Origin of the sequence: Neoaquamicrobium microcysteis, assembly GCF_008180155.1 — a bacterium.
Classification (GTDB): Bacteria; Pseudomonadota; Alphaproteobacteria; order Rhizobiales; family Rhizobiaceae; genus Aerobium; species Aerobium microcysteis.
In genome coordinates, this window is the sequence record NZ_VSZS01000060.1 from 191,904 (window position 1) to 211,954 (window position 20,051).

20 protein-coding genes and 1 riboswitch are annotated in these 20,051 nt (G+C 63.4%); of the genes, 11 read left to right on the top strand and 9 right to left on the bottom strand.

The features are described from left to right. Positions 1 to 9: 9 nt before the first annotated feature. On the top strand, positions 10 to 948 hold the full coding sequence (locus FY036_RS09190) for a nucleoside hydrolase (protein ID WP_148914413.1): 939 nt from the start codon (positions 10 to 12) through the stop codon (positions 946 to 948). 10 nt (positions 949 to 958) lie between these two features. On the opposite strand, the gene FY036_RS09195 is transcribed toward FY036_RS09190, so the two are convergent. Genes FY036_RS09195 through FY036_RS09210 form a run of 4 tightly spaced genes read right to left on the bottom strand, consistent with a single transcriptional unit; the run spans position 959 to position 5,946 of the window. After that, positions 959 to 3,031: an acetate--CoA ligase family protein gene (locus FY036_RS09195; RefSeq protein WP_148914414.1), complete on the bottom strand. Its 2,073-nt coding sequence runs from the start codon at positions 3,029 to 3,031 to the stop codon at positions 959 to 961. Next, positions 3,031 to 3,843 (bottom strand): enoyl-CoA hydratase/isomerase family protein, encoded by an 813-nt coding sequence (locus FY036_RS09200; RefSeq protein WP_148914415.1) that lies wholly within the window; start codon positions 3,841 to 3,843, stop codon positions 3,031 to 3,033. The genes FY036_RS09195 and FY036_RS09200 overlap by 1 nt, the downstream gene beginning before the upstream one ends. Positions 3,844 to 3,876: 33 nt before the next feature. Next, positions 3,877 to 4,809 carry a pseudouridine-5'-phosphate glycosidase gene (locus FY036_RS09205; protein WP_148914416.1) on the bottom strand — a complete coding sequence of 311 codons (933 nt, stop codon included), beginning with the start codon at positions 4,807 to 4,809 and terminating at the stop codon, positions 3,877 to 3,879. A 21-nt stretch (positions 4,810 to 4,830) separates the two neighbouring features. Further along, positions 4,831 to 5,946, bottom strand: coding sequence for a PfkB family carbohydrate kinase (locus FY036_RS09210; RefSeq protein WP_148914417.1), 1,116 nt, complete (start codon positions 5,944 to 5,946; stop codon positions 4,831 to 4,833). A 142-nt stretch (positions 5,947 to 6,088) separates the two neighbouring features. On the opposite strand from FY036_RS09210, the gene FY036_RS09215 reads away from it, so the two are divergent. The 6 genes from FY036_RS09215 to FY036_RS09240 all read left to right on the top strand — a co-directional run bounded on the left by FY036_RS09215 (position 6,089) and on the right by FY036_RS09240 (position 12,624). Next, positions 6,089 to 7,048 (top strand): isopenicillin N synthase family dioxygenase, encoded by a 960-nt coding sequence (locus tag FY036_RS09215; protein ID WP_148914418.1) that lies wholly within the window; start codon positions 6,089 to 6,091, stop codon positions 7,046 to 7,048. Positions 7,049 to 7,131: 83 nt separating this feature from the next. After that, complete coding sequence (locus FY036_RS09220) at positions 7,132 to 8,160, top strand: ABC transporter substrate-binding protein (protein WP_148914419.1); 1,029 nt, start codon at positions 7,132 to 7,134, stop codon at positions 8,158 to 8,160. 115 nt (positions 8,161 to 8,275) lie between these two features. Then, positions 8,276 to 9,334 carry an ABC transporter ATP-binding protein gene (locus tag FY036_RS09225; RefSeq protein WP_148914420.1) on the top strand — a complete coding sequence of 353 codons (1,059 nt, stop codon included), beginning with the start codon at positions 8,276 to 8,278 and terminating at the stop codon, positions 9,332 to 9,334. Continuing rightward, a complete protein-coding gene (locus FY036_RS09230; protein ID WP_148914421.1) occupies positions 9,334 to 10,191 on the top strand; it encodes an ABC transporter permease in 858 nt (285 codons plus the stop codon). The genes FY036_RS09225 and FY036_RS09230 overlap by 1 nt, the downstream gene beginning before the upstream one ends. Continuing rightward, positions 10,191 to 10,973 carry an ABC transporter permease gene (locus FY036_RS09235; RefSeq protein ID WP_235897607.1) on the top strand — a complete coding sequence of 261 codons (783 nt, stop codon included), beginning with the start codon at positions 10,191 to 10,193 and terminating at the stop codon, positions 10,971 to 10,973. The genes FY036_RS09230 and FY036_RS09235 overlap by 1 nt, the downstream gene beginning before the upstream one ends. A gap of 19 nt (positions 10,974 to 10,992) precedes the next feature. Beyond that, positions 10,993 to 12,624: a thiamine pyrophosphate-binding protein gene (locus FY036_RS09240; RefSeq protein WP_148914423.1), complete on the top strand. Its 1,632-nt coding sequence runs from the start codon at positions 10,993 to 10,995 to the stop codon at positions 12,622 to 12,624. Positions 12,625 to 12,645: 21 nt separating this feature from the next. Here the strand turns inward: FY036_RS09240 and FY036_RS09245 are convergent, their stop codons facing one another. The 4 genes from FY036_RS09245 to FY036_RS09260 all read right to left on the bottom strand — a co-directional run bounded on the left by FY036_RS09245 (position 12,646) and on the right by FY036_RS09260 (position 15,461). After that, positions 12,646 to 13,086, bottom strand: a complete 441-nt coding sequence (locus FY036_RS09245; RefSeq protein ID WP_148914424.1) for a RidA family protein — start codon at positions 13,084 to 13,086, stop codon at positions 12,646 to 12,648. Beyond that, positions 13,083 to 14,300, bottom strand: a complete 1,218-nt coding sequence (locus FY036_RS09250; RefSeq protein WP_148914425.1) for a pyridoxal phosphate-dependent aminotransferase — start codon at positions 14,298 to 14,300, stop codon at positions 13,083 to 13,085. Before FY036_RS09250 ends, FY036_RS09245 begins: the two co-directional genes overlap by 4 nt. A gap of 296 nt (positions 14,301 to 14,596) precedes the next feature. Next, positions 14,597 to 15,028 carry a YeeE/YedE family protein gene (locus FY036_RS09255; protein WP_148914426.1) on the bottom strand — a complete coding sequence of 144 codons (432 nt, stop codon included), beginning with the start codon at positions 15,026 to 15,028 and terminating at the stop codon, positions 14,597 to 14,599. Positions 15,029 to 15,032: 4 nt separating this feature from the next. Then, on the bottom strand, positions 15,033 to 15,461 hold the full coding sequence (locus FY036_RS09260; protein ID WP_148914427.1) for a YeeE/YedE family protein: 429 nt from the start codon (positions 15,459 to 15,461) through the stop codon (positions 15,033 to 15,035). Positions 15,462 to 15,810: 349 nt separating this feature from the next. After that, positions 15,811 to 15,923, top strand: a riboswitch (TPP riboswitch). On the opposite strand from FY036_RS09260, the gene FY036_RS09265 reads away from it, so the two are divergent. The 4 genes from FY036_RS09265 (at position 15,914) to FY036_RS09280 (ending at position 19,088) form a co-directional block, all read left to right on the top strand. Next, the gene (locus FY036_RS09265) at positions 15,914 to 16,522 is read left to right on the top strand and encodes a YkoF family thiamine/hydroxymethylpyrimidine-binding protein (protein WP_148914428.1); all 609 of its coding nucleotides are present in this window, start codon (positions 15,914 to 15,916) and stop codon (positions 16,520 to 16,522) included. It overlaps the preceding riboswitch by 10 nt. A 12-nt stretch (positions 16,523 to 16,534) precedes the next feature. After that, complete coding sequence (locus tag FY036_RS09270; protein ID WP_148914429.1) at positions 16,535 to 17,332, top strand: ABC transporter permease; 798 nt, start codon at positions 16,535 to 16,537, stop codon at positions 17,330 to 17,332. Then, positions 17,329 to 18,078, top strand: coding sequence for an ABC transporter ATP-binding protein (locus FY036_RS09275; protein WP_148914430.1), 750 nt, complete (start codon positions 17,329 to 17,331; stop codon positions 18,076 to 18,078). Before FY036_RS09270 ends, FY036_RS09275 begins: the two co-directional genes overlap by 4 nt. Before the next feature lie 2 nt (positions 18,079 to 18,080). Then, positions 18,081 to 19,088: an ABC transporter substrate-binding protein gene (locus FY036_RS09280; protein ID WP_148914431.1), complete on the top strand. Its 1,008-nt coding sequence runs from the start codon at positions 18,081 to 18,083 to the stop codon at positions 19,086 to 19,088. 65 nt (positions 19,089 to 19,153) lie between these two features. Here the strand turns inward: FY036_RS09280 and FY036_RS09285 are convergent, their stop codons facing one another. Continuing rightward, entirely contained in the window at positions 19,154 to 20,050 is an 897-nt protein-coding gene (locus tag FY036_RS09285; RefSeq protein WP_148914432.1) for a LysR family transcriptional regulator, read from the bottom strand. Position 20,051 lies beyond the last annotated feature (1 nt).

Consider the following 20,051-nt stretch of genomic DNA (forward strand, 5'->3'; position numbering starts at 1 on the left):
GACAAGGAAATGGCGCAGAAGATCATCATCGATACCGATCCCGGACAGGACGATGCCTTCGCCATCCTTCTCGCGCTCGCCAGTCCGGAGCTTGAAGTGGTGGGGATCACCGCGGTTGCCGGCAACGTGCCGCTGGCGCTGACGGAGGTGAACGTACGAAAGATTTGCGAACTGGCCGGTCGCACCGACATCCCCGTCTTTGCGGGATGCGACCGTCCCGTCCAGCGGCCGCTTCGAACCGCCGAGCACGTTCATGGCGCAACCGGGCTCGATGGTGCCGAACTGCCCGATCCGGTGATGAAGCTGCAGGCGCAACACGGAGTGGATTTCATCATCGAAAAGGTGCGCAGTGAACGCGCCGGTTCGGTAACACTTTGCACGCTCGGACCTCTCACCAACATCGCCACTGCACTGACGCGCGCGCCAGATATTGCACCCCGTATCCGCCGTATCGTCGCGATGGGCGGCGGGTTGTTCGAGGGAGGCAACATCACGCCCGCGGCCGAGTTCAACATCTGGGTCGATCCCGAGGCGGCGACTATCGTCATGGGAGCGGGGATCCCGCTTACCATCATCCCGCTCGACGTGACCCACAAGGTGTTGACGACGAAGGAGAGGATCGCGGCTATCCGTGGCATTGGAACGCGGCTGGCCGAGGTTTCGGCTGGCTGGCTCGAGTTCTTCGAGCGCTTCGACGAGGAAAAGTACGGCACCGATGGCGGGCCGCTGCACGACCCCAACGTGATCGCCTGGCTATTGAAGCCCGAGCTTTATGATGGCCGTCTCTGTAACGTCGAGATCGAAACCGAATCCGAGCTTTGCGTCGGCATGACGGTGGTTGACTGGTGGGGCGTCACCGCGCGCGAGAAGAACGCAACATGGATCCGCGACGTCGACGCAGACGGCTTCTTTGCGCTTTTGACCGAGCGACTGGCGAAGTTCGGCTGAATCCTGCGGGTCACGCCCGCAGGATGAGGGAGTCGAGCAGCCGCACGCCCTTGCCTTCCGGCAGGACGGCGACCGGGTTCAGGTCAACCGCTTCAATGGCCTTGCTGTGGCGCAGGCCGAACTCCGATAGCGCGACCATGGCATTGACGAGCGCGGCGCGATCGGCTGGCGCTGCACCGCGAGCGCCGTACAGCAGCTTTGATAGCCGGGTGCGCGACAGCATCGCCTCGGCCCGCTCGACATCCACTGGCAGAAGATCGAAGGCGGCGTCCTGCATGATCTCCGTCAGGGTCCCGCCCGCGCCTACGACGAGGCCGAGCCCGAACGGTGCATGGTTGACCAGCCCCAGCAAAGCTTCGACGCCGCCGGTCACCATCTCCTGAACCAACACACCATCCAGCCGTGCATCCGGCGCATAGGCGCGCGCCGACGCCATGATGCGCTCGAACGTCTCCGCGGCCTGGTCCGCCGCCACGCCAAGCGCTACGCCACCGGCTTCCGTCTTGTGTGCGATGTCGGGCGAGGCGATCTTCATTACCACCTTGCCGCCGATGCGTGCCGCGATGTCCGCCGCTTCGGCCGCCGTTGCAGCGATCTCGCCGATGGGGCCGGCCAAGCCGATCGCTTCGAACATGCCGCGCGCCTCGGCCTCTCCGATCGAGCCGGGCGCTGCATCCAGCGCCGCATCGCCAGTCTCGCCCGGCCAACTCACAGTGCGCGCAGCCTCCTGGCAGCGGGCGATGGCAGTCAGCGCGGCGCGGGTTCCCTGAAGGCGGATCGCATCGCCATAGGCGCGGGCGACGTCGCCATGCACGCCTGCCGACAGGTTTGAGATGGCGACGACAGGCGTCTCGCCCCCATAGGCGGCAACGGCGCCGGCAATGCCGGAATACTCGTCGGCAATCGCTGACGACAGCCCGGGTGGCGCGTCCTGTGCGGCGACCGTCACGGCTACGTCCGGGTCCGCGTCCAATGCGTCCAGCGCGCCGCTATAGACTTTCGGGTCGCCGAAAGCCGCACCTGTCACGTCGAGTGGGTTTTGGGGCGTGGCGAAACCCGGTAGAAGCTCTTGCAGGCGCTCCACGGTTTCCGTCGCGAAAGTCGCCAATGGGAGGCCGACTTCGCTGGCGATATCGGTGACGTGGGCGACGCCACCTCCGCTGACGCCGATGACGGCCACGGGACCGGGCCTGGGCCGCCCGCCGCCGGAGCAAAGAACGGCCGCTTCGATGAAGCTGTCCATGTCAGGCAGATCGACGATGCCGGTACGGGCGAGAAATGCCGCCTGCGCCTCGCTCGCACCTGCAAGCGCCCCCGTGTGGGCTGCTGTTGCGCGCTGGCCTTCCGCCGAACGCCCAACTCTTAGCGCGATGGCCGTCTTGCCTGCGGCGTGAACGTCCTTCATCGCATCGGCTATCGACTCCGGATCGCGGATGCCTTCGATGACGAGGCCGATCACATCGGTTTCGGGGTCCTGCGCGAACCAGCGCAGATAATCGCCGAGGCCGGTCACCGGCGCGTTGCCCATCGACACCAGTGCCGACACACCGACACGACCGGAATTGCCGAGCGCGATAGCGCTTGCGCCCGACGCTGATATCAGCGCCAGTCGCCCGCGCTTCATGGCGGGATCGAGCGTGGATGAGTAAAGTGCTGCACCTTGGCCAAGCGACACGAGCCCGAGGCAATTCGGCCCGCACAGCGCCATGTCGTGATCGCGCGCGATGGACGCCAGCTCGGCCTCCAGTGCTGCTCCCTCTTCGCCGGTTTCACCGAAGCCGGACGCCAGAACCACGGCGGCGCGGGTGCCGTTGCGGCCTGCCTCGTCGATGATGGCAGGCACATGCGCCGCAGCGATGCCGATCACAACACAGTCGGGAGGGGTATCTAGCGCGGACAGCGAAGGGGCCGCAGCGTAACCGAAGACCGAGGTTTCACGCGGGTGGATCGGGAGTATCCGACCGGCATATCCCATGCCGACCAGGTTTTTCATCACGTATCCCGCCGACGCGCCGGGCCGTTCGGTAGCACCCACGACGGCCACGGAGCGTGGCGCCATGAGCGCCCGCATGTTCGGGTTCATCAAACGTCGAGCCCGCGATAGGGCGAGTCGCGATATTCCAGATATTCCTTCAGCGTCATCTTGCCGAGTTTCTTCATCCACTCGTTGCCGGCTTTGGTGACGTGCAGGCCCGCGATCGACGTGATGTTGTAATTGAAGGACTCGCGCATGCCGGCAATCATCTGCTGATTGTTGATCGACATCTTCGTGTATTTGAGCGCGGGCGTCGGCACGCGCGACAGCTTGCGCGCAAGGTTTTCCGCCTTCTGCTTCAGCTCGGCCGCAGGCACGATCTTGTTGATGAGATGCATGCGCAACGCTTCCTCGGCGTCGATGGTGTCGCCGGTGTACATCAGCCAGCGCACGTCGCGGGTTGCCAGAAGCCAAGGCATCATCAGGGCCGGAGGGCCGGAATTGTGGCGCACTTCCGGCTCGCCGAACTTGGCGTTGTCGGCCGCGATTGCGAGATCGCAGCTCATCACCAGTTCCAGCGCGCCGGCGAGCGCGTAGCCGTTGACGGCGGCGATAACAGGGATTGGTGCATTCCAGATGTTGAGGAGTGCCTCGGCGTTTTCGGTCATGTCCTCGACCCAGAAGTCGAAATCCACGTCGAAGTCGCCGCCCTGAAGATCGTAGCCCGAGGAGAAGGCTCGGCCCGCGCCGGTGATGATCAGCGCATTCACGTCCCCGTCCGCTACCGAGGCGGCCAGTGCGGCGTCGATCTCGCGCACCACCGTCTTGTTCATGGCGTTGAGCTTGTCGGGACGGTTGATCGTGATCGTCGCGAACTTGTCCGTGGCATCCTTCTCGTAAAGGATCGTCTCGTAACTCATTTCAACTCCTCGTTTTCGGCGCTGCTGCCGTCGTTACCCTCTGTCCGCCTTGCTCATGGCGGCTGCTATCTGCGCGGCAAGGCCGGCATTGTTCAGAACCAGCGCGATGTTCGCCTTGAGGCTGCGGCCTTCGGTTGCGCGGTTGATGCGGTCGAGCAGGAAAGGCGTGACCTCCTTGCGCGAGATACCCTTCTTGGCGGCTTCGGCGACCGCGTCGGCGATGACGCCGTCGATTTCCTCGGAAGGGATCGCGTCTCCTTCGGGTACAGGGTTGGCGACGAGGAAGCCGGTGCCGGTGCCAAGCGTCATATGGGCGGAGATTGCGGCGGCCAGTTCCTGCGGCGTATCCAGCCTGTGATCGGCTGCAAGGCCGGATTCGCGGGCGAAGAAGGCGGGGAAGGCGTTGGTTCCGTATGCAACCACGGGTACGCGCATGGTTTCCAGGTATTCGAGCGTCTTAGGGATATCGAGGATCGACTTCATCCCCGCGCAGACAACCGCAACCTCGGTCGCGCCCAGCTCGGTCAAATCGGCAGAGATATCAAAAGTTTCCTCTGCGCCACGGTGCACGCCGCCGATGCCGCCGGTCGCAAAAACGCGGATGCCGGCTCGCGCCGCGATGAGCATTGTGGATGATACCGTGGTACCTGCGGACTGTAACCTCGTCATGGCCACCGCGAGGTCGCGCCCCGACGCCTTCACGCAATCGGGATCCTTGACCAGCGCTTCTAGGTCCTCATCGGTCAGGCCGACCTTGATCCGCCCCTTCAGGACCGCAATCGTGGCAGGCACCGCGCCCTCGGCCCGAATGCGCGCCTCGACTGCGCGGGCGGTCTCTACATTCTGCGGATAGGGCATTCCATGGGTTACGATGGTCGATTCCAGCGCGACGACTGGCCGCCCTGCCGACAGGGCCTCGGCCACTTCCGGAGCGATGTCGAGAGCAAGTTGGTTGGTGGCCCGCATAGGATTCTCCGTTTGTCGGCGTCAGACTTCGACGAGGCGCGCGCGCGCGTGATTTTCCAGTGAGGCGCGGCTGAGGTCTGCGCGCACCGTTCCGATGGTCTCGATGGTGAGTGCGCCCATCAGACCGCCGATGCGGGCTGCGGAATCCGCCGACTTTCCCGAAAGGAGGCCGTAGAGCGTGCCGGCGACGACCGAATCGCCTGCGCCGGTAATGTCCACGACCGTCGCCGGAACCGCGTCGATGGTCTTTTCCATCCCGTCACTCGCTATCGCGATTCCCAGCTCTCCGATGGAAACCTGCGCGCAGCCGGCTCCCCGCTCGCGCAGGGCACGTGCCGCGTCGAGCGCCTGCTCCGGCGTTTTGGCGCGGGGGCGGCCCAGAATGACGGCGGCTTCGTCGGCATTGAGGAAAAGCAGATCGACGCCCGCAAGGTCGGCCGGCAGCTTGCGGGCCTTGGGCGTCGAAACCGCGTCGATTGCCAGTTGGTATCGGCCGCCGCCCTGGCGATGCATCAGGGCGTGCAGGGTCTCGACGGGCAGGTTGGTGTCGGCGAAGACCCAGGACGCGGACGCAAGATGGGGGAGGATGCGCGACAGGGTGTCGGGCGTCAGAAGATCGAAGATACCCATGTCGGCGATACCGAGAACGAGGTCGCCCTTGGGGCTGAGCACCGCGCCGTATTCGGCCGTTTTGCGGCCCGGCACCACGATCACGCGGCTGACATCCACCCCTCGTCCGCGCAGGTGTGTCAACAGATGCTGCCCGTCCTGGTCGTCGCCGACGGCGGAAATGAACACCGGTCGTTCGCCCAGAAGCGCGAGATTTTCGGCGACGTTGCGCGCTACTCCGCCGAACGAATGGAAGCTTTCAACGGGATTCGAGGTCTCCATCTCAAGCGGCGCATGGAGGCGGTGCTTGCGGTCGAAAACCGCACCGCCGATGCAAACGATATGACCCGGCTCAGGCAGTACATAGCCGCGGCCCAATATGTGGCCGAGCTTCATCAACTGGACGATGTGGGCGGCGACCGTCGAGCGCGCGATGCCGAGCGCATCTGCGATTTCCTGCTGTCCCGCAAACGGATTGCGGGAAATCTGCTCAAGAACCGCCGCTTCTTGGGGGGTCAGTTCGGCCATGTGATGCGCTCTCTGCGTTTTGTGACTTTTGGTGTAGACAACAACAGTTTTTGTTGTCAACAATAGTTTTATGAGAGTGAGCGGCGCGATCGGTTGCGATTGCTCGAAGCTCCCAGCGTTTCGATGGAAGAGGATCTAGCACGTGGTCACAGTCAGCGACGCCAGCATCTCCGCAGAAATCCCTGTCATCGACATTTCGCCGTTCATCGCCGGCGAAAAAGGTTCTGCCGAAGTGGTTCGCGCGGTCGAGACCGCGTGCCGCAACCTGGGCTTCCTGCTCGTTACAGGTCATGGCGTGCCGGTCGAGACGACAGCCCGGCTCTACAACACCGCCCGCGCTTTTTTCGACGAGCCGCAGGAGTGGAAGGTCATGCAGGGCCGCGGCACCGGCGAGGTGGGCGGCATGGCGTTCTCGCCCATCGCCGATGAGGCACTGGCGGCGACCATGGGCCTCAAAACGCCGGGCGACTTCAAGGAAAGCCTCAACTACGGCCCGCGCCTTGCAGGCGATGCATGGCCGGACAGGCCGGCGGGCCTCGAGGCAGCCTTCCATGAGTATTTCGGCGCGATGGAGGTGCTCTCCGGACATATGCGGCGCATCTTTTGCAGCGCCATCGGTCTTGCGCCGGACTATTTCGAGAAGGAGTTCGTCGATCACCTTTCGGCGCTGCGGGTCATCAACTATCCCGAACAGCATGTCGACCCGGAGCCCGGCCAGCTTCGCGCAGGCGTCCACACCGACTACGGGTTCATGACCATCCTGCGTTCCGAGGCTTCGGCGGGCGGCTTGCAGGTGCGCAATCGCGAAGGCGAGTGGCTCGACGCGCCCTCTATAGACGGCGCATATGTCATCAACATCGGCGACGCCTTCATGCGCTGGACAAATGACGAGTGGGTTTCCACGCCGCATCGCGTCGCCAACCCGCCTTCAGGCTACGGCGGCACGGCGCGCCGCCAGTCGATCCCGTTCTTCCTCAATCCGTCGAAGGACACCGTCATCGAGTGCCTGCCGGCCTATGCCGGTGCGGGCGCAAAGTATGAGCCGATCACATACGGCGATTATATCAAGCTGAAGACCAGCCAGGCGTTCGGCAAAGGCTGATCGAGGCGAGATGTCCGCGGGAACCCGGCGCAAGATCGGGGCACGCAGAGGGTGCAACGCATGGTCATAATGGAGGACCACACATGAACCTTACCAGAAGGCAGACCCTTGTAGGCCTGGCCGCAGCGACGATGCTTCCGGCTCGCTCGGCTTTCGCCCAACAGAAAACTCTCATCGTTCCCACGCTTGGTGGCGTCTGGGAACAGTTCTGGCGTGACAAGATCGCGCCGGAATTCGCCAGCGAAAGCGGAGCAAACGTCACGCTCGATGTTGGCAACGGCCGCGTCTTCGGCGCAAATCTGCGCGCTGCCGGCGTGCAGAACCCGCCATATTCCATAGTCATGACCAATGAGGTTTTTTCGGAAGGCCTTCGCAAGGAGGGCTTCTTCGAAGAACTCGATCTTTCGAAGCTCCCGAACTACGAAGCCACCTATCCGGTCGCCCGGAACACCGGCGGCTACGGTGTCGTGGCGTGCTATTCGCCCATCGGCATCGGCTACCGCACCGACATGGTGCGTACGCCCCCGACCAAGTGGAAGGACCTCTGGGATAACCCCGAGTTCCAGGGCAAGATCGGCCTCTACAACTTCGCCAATTCGGCCGGCAAGATGGAGCTTCTTCTGGCTTCGATGCTCTACGGCAAGGATCAGTACGACGTCGATGCCGGTTTCAAGGCGCTGGCCGATCTGGGGCAGGTGATCCAGGTGGACTTCAACCTCTCCACCGCTCTCGCGGCCGGCGAGATCGTCGTCGCTCCCTTCGACTTTGCCGAAATCGCCCGCCTGAAGAAGCAGGGCCTGCCGGTCGATTATGTGGTGCCGGAAGAAGGCGTGCTGGCATTCGACCAGACGCTGAACATCCTGGCCAACGGGCCGGAAAAGGAGTTGGCATACCAGTACGCCAACTTCATCCTGTCGGCTGAAATGCAGGAACTGCTGATGCGCGAGTTCTACGTCTCGCCCACCAACACGGCGGTCACCGTGCCCGAGGATCTGGCCTATGAGGTGCCGATTTCGGGCGATCGCATGAGTGACATTCTGCAGTGGGACTGGGCCTTCGTGAACGAGAACCAGAACGAACTTTCCGAACGCTGGGCCTCCACTGTCGGCTGAACCCGATCGACATGAATGACGGCGACGACCGAAACGCGGGCGAACAGGCGAGCCGCGCTTCGGTGCGGCCGCGATGAACCGGCAGCCCCGGCCATAGACGAGCACCGAACAGCGCATGACCAAAGTTTCCATCACCAAGTTGACCAAGAACTACGGTCCCGGCATCCGGGCGGTGGATTCTATCTCGCTCGACATTCCGTCGGGCGAGTTCGTCTCGTTGCTCGGCCCGTCTGGCTGCGGCAAGACGACCACACTGAAGATGCTCGCCGGCTTCGAGAGCGTCACATCCGGCGGCATCGCCTTCGACGGACAGGACGTGGTCTCCGTACCGCCGGAAAAGCGCGACATCGGCATGGTGTTCCAGAACTATGCCCTGTTTCCGCACATGACCGTGCGCGGCAATCTCGCCTTCGGGCTGGAGATGCGCAAGGTGCCCAAGGCAGATATGGACCGGCGCATCCAGGCGACGCTGGATCTGGTGCAACTCACGCCCTATGCCGACCGCTATCCGCGCCAGCTTTCCGGTGGCCAGCAGCAACGCGTCGCCATCGGTCGCGCGCTGGTGATCGAGCCGCGCATTCTTCTTCTCGACGAACCCCTCGCCAATCTCGACGCCAAGCTGCGGGAGGAGATGCGTGTCTTCATCCGCGATTTGCAGCGGCGTGTCGGCATCACGACTGTTTACGTGACGCACGACCAGGCCGAAGCCATGACCATGTCCGACCGCGTGGTTGTCATGTTCGGCGGCAAGATTGCGCAGCAGGGGCGGCCCGGTGACATTTACGACTATCCCGTGAGCCGCGCGGTCGCCGGCTTCGTCGGGCAGGTGAACTTGATCGATGGTAAGATAGTGGGCGTGGACAGCGGCATTGCACGTGTGGATACGCCCTTTGGCCCGGCTGAGGTCAAGGCCGGCCATCGCACCGAGGGCGACCCGGTGACGCTGGTGCTGCGCCCCGAAGCCATTGACATATTGCCCGCCGATGCCGCAGGCGGCGTGACGGCAAGCGTGGTTGCTTCCTATTTCTCCGGCGCGATCCTAGACTACACGCTGGCGCTCCAAGACGGCCAGACGGTGGATGTGAAGACCATCGCCCGTCAGCGCTTCGAGCCTGGTGCGCAGGTTAGGCTTGCTGTCGATGCGCACCGCTTCTGGCCGCTGGAGGTAGGGTGATGCAGTCTGCATCCGCCCGCCCACGGGCCTATCTGCTGCTTTTGCCGGCGGCGATCCTGCTGATCGTCTTCATGGCGGTCCCCTATCTGAACATCTTCGTCATCAGCTTCCGAAATCCCGGCCAGGGCACACCTTACGCCGATGGCTACACGCTGCTGAACTACACCCGCATCTTCACCTCAACGCTCTATCAGGGGCAGTTGTTCAACACGCTGTGGATCGGGCTGGTCACGACCTTCATCACGCTTGTCATCGGCCTGCCCGTGGCGTTTCAACTGGGACGCGCAGACCTACGGTGGCGTGGGCTCGCCTACGGCATCGTGCTGTCGCCGCTGCTCGTGGGCATAGTCATTCGCTCTTATGGCTGGACGATCCTGCTAGGCAACAACGGCGTTATCAACCGCACGCTCATCAACCTCGGCGTGATCGAGTTCCCGCTGCCGCTGATGTACAATTCGCTGGGCATCATCATCGCGCTGGTGCACGTATTCCTGCCTTTCATGATCCTGCCGATCATGTCTGCGGTTCAGTCCATCGATCCCGCCTTGGTGTCGGCTGCACGTTCGCTAGGCGCGGGAAGGGTGACGGTCATCCGCCGTATCCTGCTGCCGCTCGCCATGCCGGGCATACAGGCTGGCTGCATTCTCGTTTTCGTCTTGTCCCTGTCGGCCTACGTGACGCCGGCGATGATCGGCGGTCTGCGCGTCAAGACCATGGCGGTGACAGTGGTGGACGCGCTTCTCGACACGTTCCAGTGGCCGCTCGGCGCCGCCCTCGCGCTGGTCCTTTCGGCCATCGGGGCGCTGATAGTGGTAATCTTCGCGCGGGCGACCCGCATGAGATGGAAGGTCCAGTGATGGCCCGGCAAGCGCTCAACGCCTATTCGATCCTGATCTACATTTTCCTGCTGCTGCCCATCGGAGTGGTGGTCGGCGCATCGCTGAACGCGGGTGAATTTCTGACATTCCCGCCGCAAGGCCTGTCGCTACGCTGGTACGTGGCCTTCCTCAACAATGAGGTCTTCATGCGCGCCATCCGCACCTCGCTGTGGATCGCCGCGGTGTCGATGGTGGTGTCGGGCATCGTCGGCACGATGGCGGCGGTGTACTACGTGCACTACGCCGCGCGGTGGAAGGAACACATGCGTATCGCCATGCTGTCTCCGCTGCTTCTTCCGGAAGTGCTGACGGCGATCTCGCTGCTGTTTTTCGTCTACGCCATCGGTATCGGCACGACGACGATGTTCGGGCTTCTCGTCGGCCACGTGCTCATCACGCTGCCTTTCGTGTTCATGAACGTGACGTCCAGCCTGGAAGGCTACGATCCGGACTGGTCGACGGCTGCGCAGTCGCTCGGGGCAGGGCGTTGGACGCGCTTCCGCCGCATCACGCTTCCGCTCATCAAGCCCGGCGTATTCAGCGGCTGCCTTTTCGCCTTCGTCATCTCGTTCGACGTGTTCACCATCTCCTTCATGCTCAAGAGCATCGGAAGTTCGACACTGCCGATCCAGTTGTTCGACTATCTGAAATCTAACTACACGCCCGAGGCGGCAGCGGTCTCGACCGTATCCATCGTGGTGACCATCCTGGTTGTCGTGATTTCGGAAAAAGTGCTGGGGCTCAGGATCCATCGTTTCTGAACAAGGCGGCGGCTGCGACATGACGACTGTTTTCCAGCTTTTGGCACGGTCCCTCGAGGCGCAGGACGTCGAACACCTGTTCGGCCTCATCGGCGACGCCAACCTCTACATGGTGGACGCCTGGGTGAAGGGCGGCACCGGCCGCTACACTGCGTGCGCGCACGAGGCGACCGCGGTTTTGGCCGCGCTTGGCTATGCGCAGGTGTCCGGCCGCACAGGTGTCGCCACCATCACCCACGGTCCCGCGCTGACCAACGTGACCACCGCGCTGGTGGAAGGCGCCAAGGGCGGCATCCCTGTCGTTGTGCTGTGCGGCGACACCGCGCCTCACGACCGCGAGCATATGCAGAAGGTAGACCAGCGCGAGATCGTGAAGGCGACGGGCGCGGGCTTCGTTGACTTGCGCACGCCGGAGACGGCGTCCGCCGATCTGGCGCTGGCTTTCCGGCGCGCCGCGCTGGAGCGCCGGCCGGTCGTGTTCAACACGCGCGCCGACCTGCAATGGCAGGAAGCACAGGCCCAGCCGGTCGTGCTCCCGGTGCCGGCGGTGCGCGGCGCGGTGGTGGAAGGCGAAGATCTGGACGAGGCGCTGGGTATGATCGCCTCGGCGAAGCGACCACTCATCATCGCTGGGCGCGGTGCGATAGCACCGCAGGCGCGAGACGCCATTCTGGCGCTTGCAAGCCGCCTCGAAGCGCCGGTCGCCACCACACTCAAGGCGTCCGGCCTGTTCCACGGCGCGGATTTCAATCTCGGCGTTCTGGGCACGCTGGCGCGGCCTGTCTGCCTCGACGCGATCATGCGCAGCGACTGCGTGATCGCGTTCGGCGCAAGCCTCAGCAGGCTTACCACTGAAGGCGGCAAGATGTTGGAAGGCAAGCGCGTCATCCAGATCCTCGCTGACCCGCTGGAAAACGACCGTCGCACCAACCATGGCATACTCCTGATCGCCGACCCGGTGTTGATGGCCGAAAAGATCGTCGAAGTGCTCGACATGGCGGAGGTCGCGCCGTCCGGCAATACGGACGCCGACCTTGCCGATGCGCTTCGCCGCGAGGCGGCGGAACAGGCAAGCATGCCGCTTCTCGCCGAGACGGCGCGGGGCACGATCGACTACGAGCCCGCGTTGCGTCGGATCGAGCAGACGTTGCCTCCCGACAGAGTGCTGGTGGCGGATCTGGGCAGGTTCGTCGTCGGCGCGTGGCGCAATCTTTCGGTCAACGATCCGCGCAATTTCGTCTACGCGGCCAATTTCGCCTCGATCGGCTGCGGGCTGGGAGAGGCGATCGGTGCCGCGCGGGCAGCACCCGGCAGGTTGACCGTCCTGGTCGCCGGCGATGGGGGCTTCATGATGGGCGGCCTCACCGAGCTTGCGACCGTCGTCCGCGAAAAGCTCGATCTCGTCATCCTGCTTTGCAACGACGGCAGCTATGGCGCGGAGCACGTCCAGTTCACCGCCAAGGGCATGTCGCCGGCCTTGTCGATGACCAGCCCTCCCGATTTCGCCGCAATCGCCGGCGCCATGGGCATAAACGTTTGCCGTGTTACGAACGAGACCGAACTGGACGCAGCCTTGTCTCTGTTGAAACAGGGCTCCGGCCCGCGCCTCGTCGAGCTCATGCTCGACCCTGAACTTATCAGGATGGACTGAGAGCCCGTCACACGCTGGCGATCAGTCGCCGTCCACGCGGACCGCGGCCACGATCTGGATTTCAACGGGGGCGTTGCCGGGTAGTGTCGCCACACCTACGGCAGCACGGCTGCCGATGCCGTCCGGGCCAAGCTCGCCGCGCAGGTATTGCGAGGCGAAGTCGGCAAGTCGGGAATGCGCCGTGAAGCCCGGCTCCGCCACGACGTAGACAGTCAGGCTCAGGATCGCCGAGATGCTCTCGCCCTCGTCCAGCACGCCACGCGCGGCTGCCAAAGCGTTGGAACACGCCAGCACGACCGCAGCGCGATAGTCGTCCATGGGCGTATCGTGCCGAACCGGTCCGGTGAACATCAACTCGCCGTTCCGGCGCGGGGTCATCCCGGAGGTGAAGATCATACCGCCATGTCGCTTTGCCGGGATGTAGTCGCCTTGCGGGACGGGCCTCTCTTGCGTTGCGCTCATGCCCGATACCTCTCGACAAGGATCGCCAGCCGCTCGACGGCGGCAACGGCGGCATGATGGTCCTGGGAGAAGTTGAGACGCACGCTGTCGCCCGTGAGCGGGCTGAATTCGGTGCCGGGCGTGACGATGACGCCGGCTTGAAGCCGCAGTATCTTGACGAAATCCGCGTGGGGGATGGCCAACGCCGGCAGCTTTGGAAAAAGGTAGGAACCTGCCAGCGGCGTTCGCGCGAAGGCACCCTCGATACCCCGCAGAACCTTCAGCAGAGCGTCGCGGATCGCCTGATGATTGCGGATGCGTTCTGCCATCCAGCCTTCGGGCTCATCGAACCAGCTGCGCAGGACGGCCTGCGAATAGCCTGCAGCGCGCAGGCTGACGATGGCCTGAAGCTTCTCCATCCGGCCGATCACGGTTTGCGAACCGAAGGCGACGCCGAGACGGTAGCCCGAAAGCGATTCCGTCTTGGACGGCCCCATGATCGTGACGACGTTGTCCGCATCTATCGCCTCGGCGCGCAGGTGCGTGTAGCTGACGCCCGTATAGCGAAGGCGCGAATAGAGCTGGTCGGCGATGACGGTCACGCCGTAGCGCCCCGCCAGCGACGCTATCTGTCGGACCTCGTCGGCGGAGTAGACGACTCCGGCGGGATTGTTAGGGTTGGAGAAAAGGAAAACCTTCGCTCCGGCCTTGAAGGAATCTTCCAACTGCGTGAGGTCGAGGCCCGCGCGCTCGTCGCCCGCTCCGACATAGTCGAGTTGCACGGGCACCATCTCGCCTTCGAAGAATTCGACCAGTTTGCGATTGGCGAAATAGTCAGGTTGAACGATGGCGACCTTGTCGCCGCGAGAGACCGTGGCTGCTACGGCAAGGAAAAGCGCTCCCTGCGTGCCCGGTGTGATGATCGTGCCGTTTGCCGCATCGACCGGGGCGCCGGTAAAGGCCGCCAACCGCGACGCAACCTGCTCGCGTATGGCGATATCGCCGCGATATTCGGTATAGGCCTGCGCGCCGCCAAGCGCGACGCCGGCAGAAAAGAGGTCGAAAGAGCCTGGCGTCGGCTCATGTGCATCGACGTCACCGTGTGAAAAGTCCACGACCCGGCCGCCCAGCTTTTCGCCGCGCAGCAGGGCTTCTATGCCCGCCGACTGCTGGCGCACCTCCTGGCCGGGCGCATTGTCCGTGCCCAGTTTCCTGAATTTGGCTTCAATCGACATCTGGGCTCCTCGGCAAGCGGCGGCATGCCTCGCGGGCATCAACGCGGCGGAATTTACACAATGCAAAGAAGCGAAAAAATCTCTTCGTTTGCGATTTCAGAAGATAGAGAAATTATCTTAAGGAGCACGTGGGTGGTGCTTGAGCCAAGATCTCCCATGCACTCGACACCATCCCGTTTGCTGGGCGTTCATCTCGCCAGCCTGGCCTCCAGCCGCGCCATCCGTCGCTTGATCTCTGCGATGGCCACTGGCGAGAGCTTGGGGCCTGGCGCGCGCGTTGGCCCTTCCAGAGGCGTTCAGACTGCCTTTGTTTGCATCCGGTCTTCTGCGAGGAGGCGTGCAGCCCACATGCCGAGCATCATTGCCGGAACGAAGGCGAGCGTGCCGGTCGCGCCGAGCCCGAGTGCGGCAAGCGCCGGCCCGGGACAGAAGCCGCCAAGGCCCCAGCCGATGCCGAAGATGGCCGGACCTGCGATCACGCGTGTGTCGATGTCGTTTCTGGCCGGCAGGTGGAAGTTGCTGCCGACGATCGGCCTGTCGCGACGAAGCACCAGACGATAGCCGACAAAGGTGACGATCACCGCTCCGCCCATGACGAAGGCGAGCGAGGGATCCCATGTGCCGAAGAGGTCTAGGAAGTTGAGCACCTTGGCCGGGTCGGCCATTCCGGAGATGGCGAGCCCTGCACCGAAGAGAAGCCCAAGCGCGAGATTGACGAGGAAGGACATCGGGTCAGGCTCCGATCATGTGGCGGACGAGGAAAACCGTCGCGAAGGCGGCTGTCATGAAGACGCCGGTCGCGACAAGCGAACGTGTGGATAGTCGCGCCAGCCCACAGACTCCGTGACCCGAGGTGCAGCCATTGCCCCATACGGAGCCGAAACCCACCAGCAGGCCGGCTAAGATCATGAGCGGCACGTTCGACGACACCGTTTGCGCAATCGCATTTCCCGAGTACCAGCCGATCAGCAGCGGCGCGGCTACGATCCCGATGACGAAGCCGATGCGTGAGAGAAGCGCGCCGTCCCGATAGGGCGGCATGAGCCTTCCGGCGATGCCCGAGATGCCGGCGATGCGGCCTTCCCAGAGCATGAGCAGCACCGCCGACAGGCCGATCATCGCACCGCCGAACAGCGATGCGTACGGTGTGAATTCCGTCATTGATTATATCCTCGATGGTTTGTGGGCTACGAGCAGAACATGCCGCGTTTTTCATTTAACGACGTGTGGCACCCGCCCGTCGAAAATTCCCTCACCGGCATCTCCTTGGGTGAACCTGAAACTACCCGTGCATGTCCCGAAACAGCGCATCGCCGAGGCGTCGCTCGAAAGCTTCCGTCAGCCATGTCGGAGGGAAGAGATCAACCTGCGCCGCCAGCGAATGATGCATTGGCAGAACTATAGCATTCCTGACATCTCCACCAGATCGCTCACCGGCGCTGACGTGCCCTCTCGAGGCAATCGGCGTCGATAGGTCCTTGCGCTGACGTCATCGGCTCGTCTATGGTCGCCCGATCCACAGGGGTGCTCCGTAGTGTCGGGGCTGAGATGGGGGCGCAAAGCCCTCGGACCCTATAGCTGATCTGGATAATACCAGCGGAGCGAGGCGGGCGATGTTTTCTGGCGCACAGATTTCCCTTTATCCTATGACCGACGATTTTGTCGGCGTCATCATGAGTGCGCTCTCGGCGCTCGACCCTTACCGTGCGCGGCTGCGTATCGAGACGGACGACGTTTCCACACTCCTTGTGGGGCCCCCGGAAATTCTGTTTCCGGCCATGCGGGACCTCTTCGCTGCGGGCGCCAGAAGCGGCGTCCATTGCACGCTGTCGGCTGCCATCTCGCGCGGCTGCCCCGGCGAGCCCGACGATGCCATATGCCGGTCGGAGCATTTTTCCGGCCCCATGCCGCCCATGATCGAACGCCAGCAGGCTGCGCACGCGGCCGTCGCTAAAGCGCCTCTTACGGATGTCTTCTCGGTTGCCCAGTTTTCGCTCTACGTGATGGGGCAGGGCAACCATATGGACGAGATATATGGCTGCATCGACTTCTTGAAGAATTCGGGCACGTTCGAAAAATCCAAACACTTCTGCACCAAGCTCAACGGCGATGCCGGCGCACTGTTTGCCGTGCTCGAACAGGCATTCTGCCGCTTCGGGCCGCCAGAGGGGCATGTCACCATCGATCTGACCGTATCCGCCAACAGCCCGAGCGCCCGATAGGCACCACCTCACATGTGGAAAGCCTACGCCTTCTTGAGCGCCTTGGCGCGCGCCCTTGGTCATGCCGGCCCCGCTCTGCTGTCGGTCGTGACGCTGATAGTGGGCTGGGAAGCCTATGTGCATTTTTCGGGGATCTCGCCCACCGTGCTGCCGGCGCCGTCGCGCGTCCTTGCCCAGGCTTACGAACACCGCCAGACCTTGGCAGGACATGGCGTGGCGACACTTCAGGCAACCGCTTTCGGGTTTGCCTCCTCCCTGCTTGCGGCGTTCCTCTTTTCGCTGCTGGTCGATTTTTTCCCGCAGCTCCGGCGCGCCCTGTTCCCTGTCTTCATCATCACCCAGACCCTGCCGCTGATCGCCATCGCCCCCCTTATCGTTCTCTGGTTTGGCTTCGGCCTCATGCCCAAGATAGTTCTTGTCGCGCTGATAACCTTCTTTCCGATGTTGGTGGCGCTGGTGCAGGGCTACGCCGCGACCGATCGCGACATCGAAGCCCTGCTCGCCTCGATGGGCGCATCGCGATGGCGGATTTTCGTGACCGCGCGGCTGCCGTCGTCCTTGCCCTATTTCTTCGCGGGCCTGCGTATATCCATCACCTACGCCGTCGTCGGCGCGATCTTCTCCGAGTATGCCGGTGCTGCCCGGGGGCTGGGCATCTACATCCTGAACGCGAAGAACAATTTTCGCCCCGATCTGGTGCTTGCGGCCGTTCTCGTCAGCTCGACACTCACGCTGGCATTGTTCGGCGCGACCGTGCTGATCCAGCGCGCCGCCATGCCGTGGACGCGTCTTTCGGAGGAAAGCCGATGACCGGAGCAGGGCTCGAACTGCGGCGCGTTCGCAAGAGCTTCGATGATCGCCCGGTGCTCGATGACATCAGCCTGGTGGTGCGGCCGGGCGAGTTCGTATCGATCGTTGGGCCGTCGGGCGCGGGAAAGTCTACGATCCTCAACCTTCTCACTGGGCGGCTGACACCTGATGGCGGGGAGATGCTGCATGACGGCGTGCCGCTTGCCTCGGGCAGCTACCGCTTCGCCTTCATGCCGCAGCGCGACGCCTTGCTGCCCTGGCTGCGCATAATCGACAATACCACGCTCGGTCTCGAGGTGGCAGGCATGAAGCGCAAGGCGGCACGAGCGAGGGTAGCTCCGCTGTTCGCCGAATTCGGGCTCGATGGCTTCGAGCGCCACTTTCCCGCGCAGCTATCCGGCGGGATGCGGCAAAGGGCGGCGCTGCTGCGTACGGTGGTTCAGGGCAAGGCCGTACTGCTCGTCGATGAACCCTTCGGTGCGCTCGATGCGCTCACCCGGACGCAGATGCAGCAATGGCTGGCAGCCATGTGGATGCGGCACCGCTGGACGGTTCTTCTGATCACTCACGATGTACGCGAGGCGGCGCTGCTGTCCGACCGCGTCTATGTGCTTTCTGCGCGACCCGCTCGCATAGCCAGAACCATCCCCGTGTGGCTGCCTCATCCAAGGCCCGCCGCCGGCTCGCCCGAAGTGGCGACCGTCGAAGCGGAAATCCTGAACACACTTTTCAACCCGGAGTTTTGACCATGCCGATCTTGCCCCGTACCGCCGCTCTTGGACTTATCGCCCTGCTTGCTTCCTCGCCCGTAATGGCGCAGCCGGCGACTGTGACGATGGCGCTGGACTGGACGCCCAACACGAACCACATCGGCCTCTTCGTCGCCGAAGCGAAGGGGTTTTATGACGAGGCGGGCATCGAAGTGCAGATCTTGCCCTATTCGGACACGTCCGCAGCCACGCTGGTGGCCAACCACGTCGCCGATTTCGGCGTCATCGGCTCCATCGGTCTTTTCATTCAGCGCGCGGCCGGAGCCGACCTGGTTGCGACCTATGCGCTCGTGCAGACCGAAACCGGAAGGCTGGTGTTCAACGGCGACCGCGAGGATATCCAGAGTCCGAAAGACCTCGATGGCAAGACGTACGCTGGTTTCGGCGGCGGCTGGGAAGACGTGCTGCTGGGTACGATGATCCGCTACGATGGTGGCCGCGGCGAATATGAAACGGTGACCCTGGGCACGTCGGCCTACGAAGCACTCTATAACGGTGCGGTCGATTTCACCCTCGAAGTCTATACCTGGGAGGGGGTGAAGGCCGAGCGCGACGGACGCGAGCAGCGCGCATTTCGCTATGCCGATTTCGGCGTACCCGATCAGCACACCAATTTCATCGGAACGACTGAAGCCTATCTGGCCGCGCAGCCGGACACTGCCAGGGCCTTCATCAGCGCGACGCAGAAAGGCTATGCCTATGCGGTCGAACACCCTGACGAGGCAGCCGGCATTCTCGTGGCCGCCAATCCTGACGCCGCTCTAGACCGCGATTTTGTTCGTGCGTCGCTGCAGGCACTCATCGATGGTCACTATCTCAGGAGCGCCGCCGGTGACGTGGGCACGATAGATCCGGCAAAGATGGATGCTGTCGGCAACTTCGTCTTCGCGTCCGGCATCCTCAGGGACGCAGACGGCAAGCCACTGAAAGACGCGCCGGATTTCTCAACCTATTATTCCACCGACTATCTCAGCCCACTGCAATGACCGGGGAGCGATGCGGTCCAGTATGACGACCGCGCTCTAGAACAACCATAACAGACTATGCGCAGTCAGCCGCGCCGGAATGCTTCTACAACGGTGTTTTTCAGCCGCGTCGCGCCGGGCGAAAGCATCGTGCCGCGCATGGCGACGATGCTGATCGTACGGGTGAGGTTGGGGCTGCCTATCGGCACCGCACTCAGGGTCGAGTTCTGAAGCGCTGGCAGGGCGATGCCGGGCAAGATGGCAACGCCCAGCCCCGCCCGCGCGAATGCCAGGGCGGTGTGGGTGTGAAGGACCTCGTACTTGATCTCGATCTGCAGGTTGCTTGCTGCGATCTCGGCGTCGAGCGTTGCGCGAAGCGCAGTCGAGCGCGCGTTGAGAAGGATCGGCATGCCCGCGAGGTCTTCCAGCGTTAGATGAGACCGGTTCTCAAGGCCGAACGAGGGTTCCCCACAGGCGTAGATCGCATCGATGGCGAGACTTTCGAACTGGAACTCGTTGCGTCGCTCGACCTCGATACCGATCCCGAAATCCACTTCCTGGCGGCGCACCGCTTCGAGCAGGTCGTCCGAAGCCAGTTCGCGCACCTTCATGCTTATGCCGGGGTAGGTGCTCATGAAGCTCTTGAGGATGGAGGGCAGCTTCGTATCCGCCACCGTGGGCACGCAGGCGATGGAAAGCGTGCCGCGAAGCATGTCGGCCGATTCCCGGATTCCGCTCAGGCCGCTGTCCCACTCGGCCATGGCGCGGCGGGCATGCTGCAGCAGCTTTTCACCTTCCGCGGTGAGGCGCACCTGGCGCGTCGTGCGGTGAAAGAGCGGCACCCCCAACTGGCTCTCCAGTTCACGGATTTGCAGGCTGACGCCCGACTGAGAACGGTTGAGCACCTCGGACGCGCGGCGGAAGCTGCGTTGTTCGGCGACTGCCACGAAGGCGTGGACGAGCTTGAAGTTGATGCGGTTCATG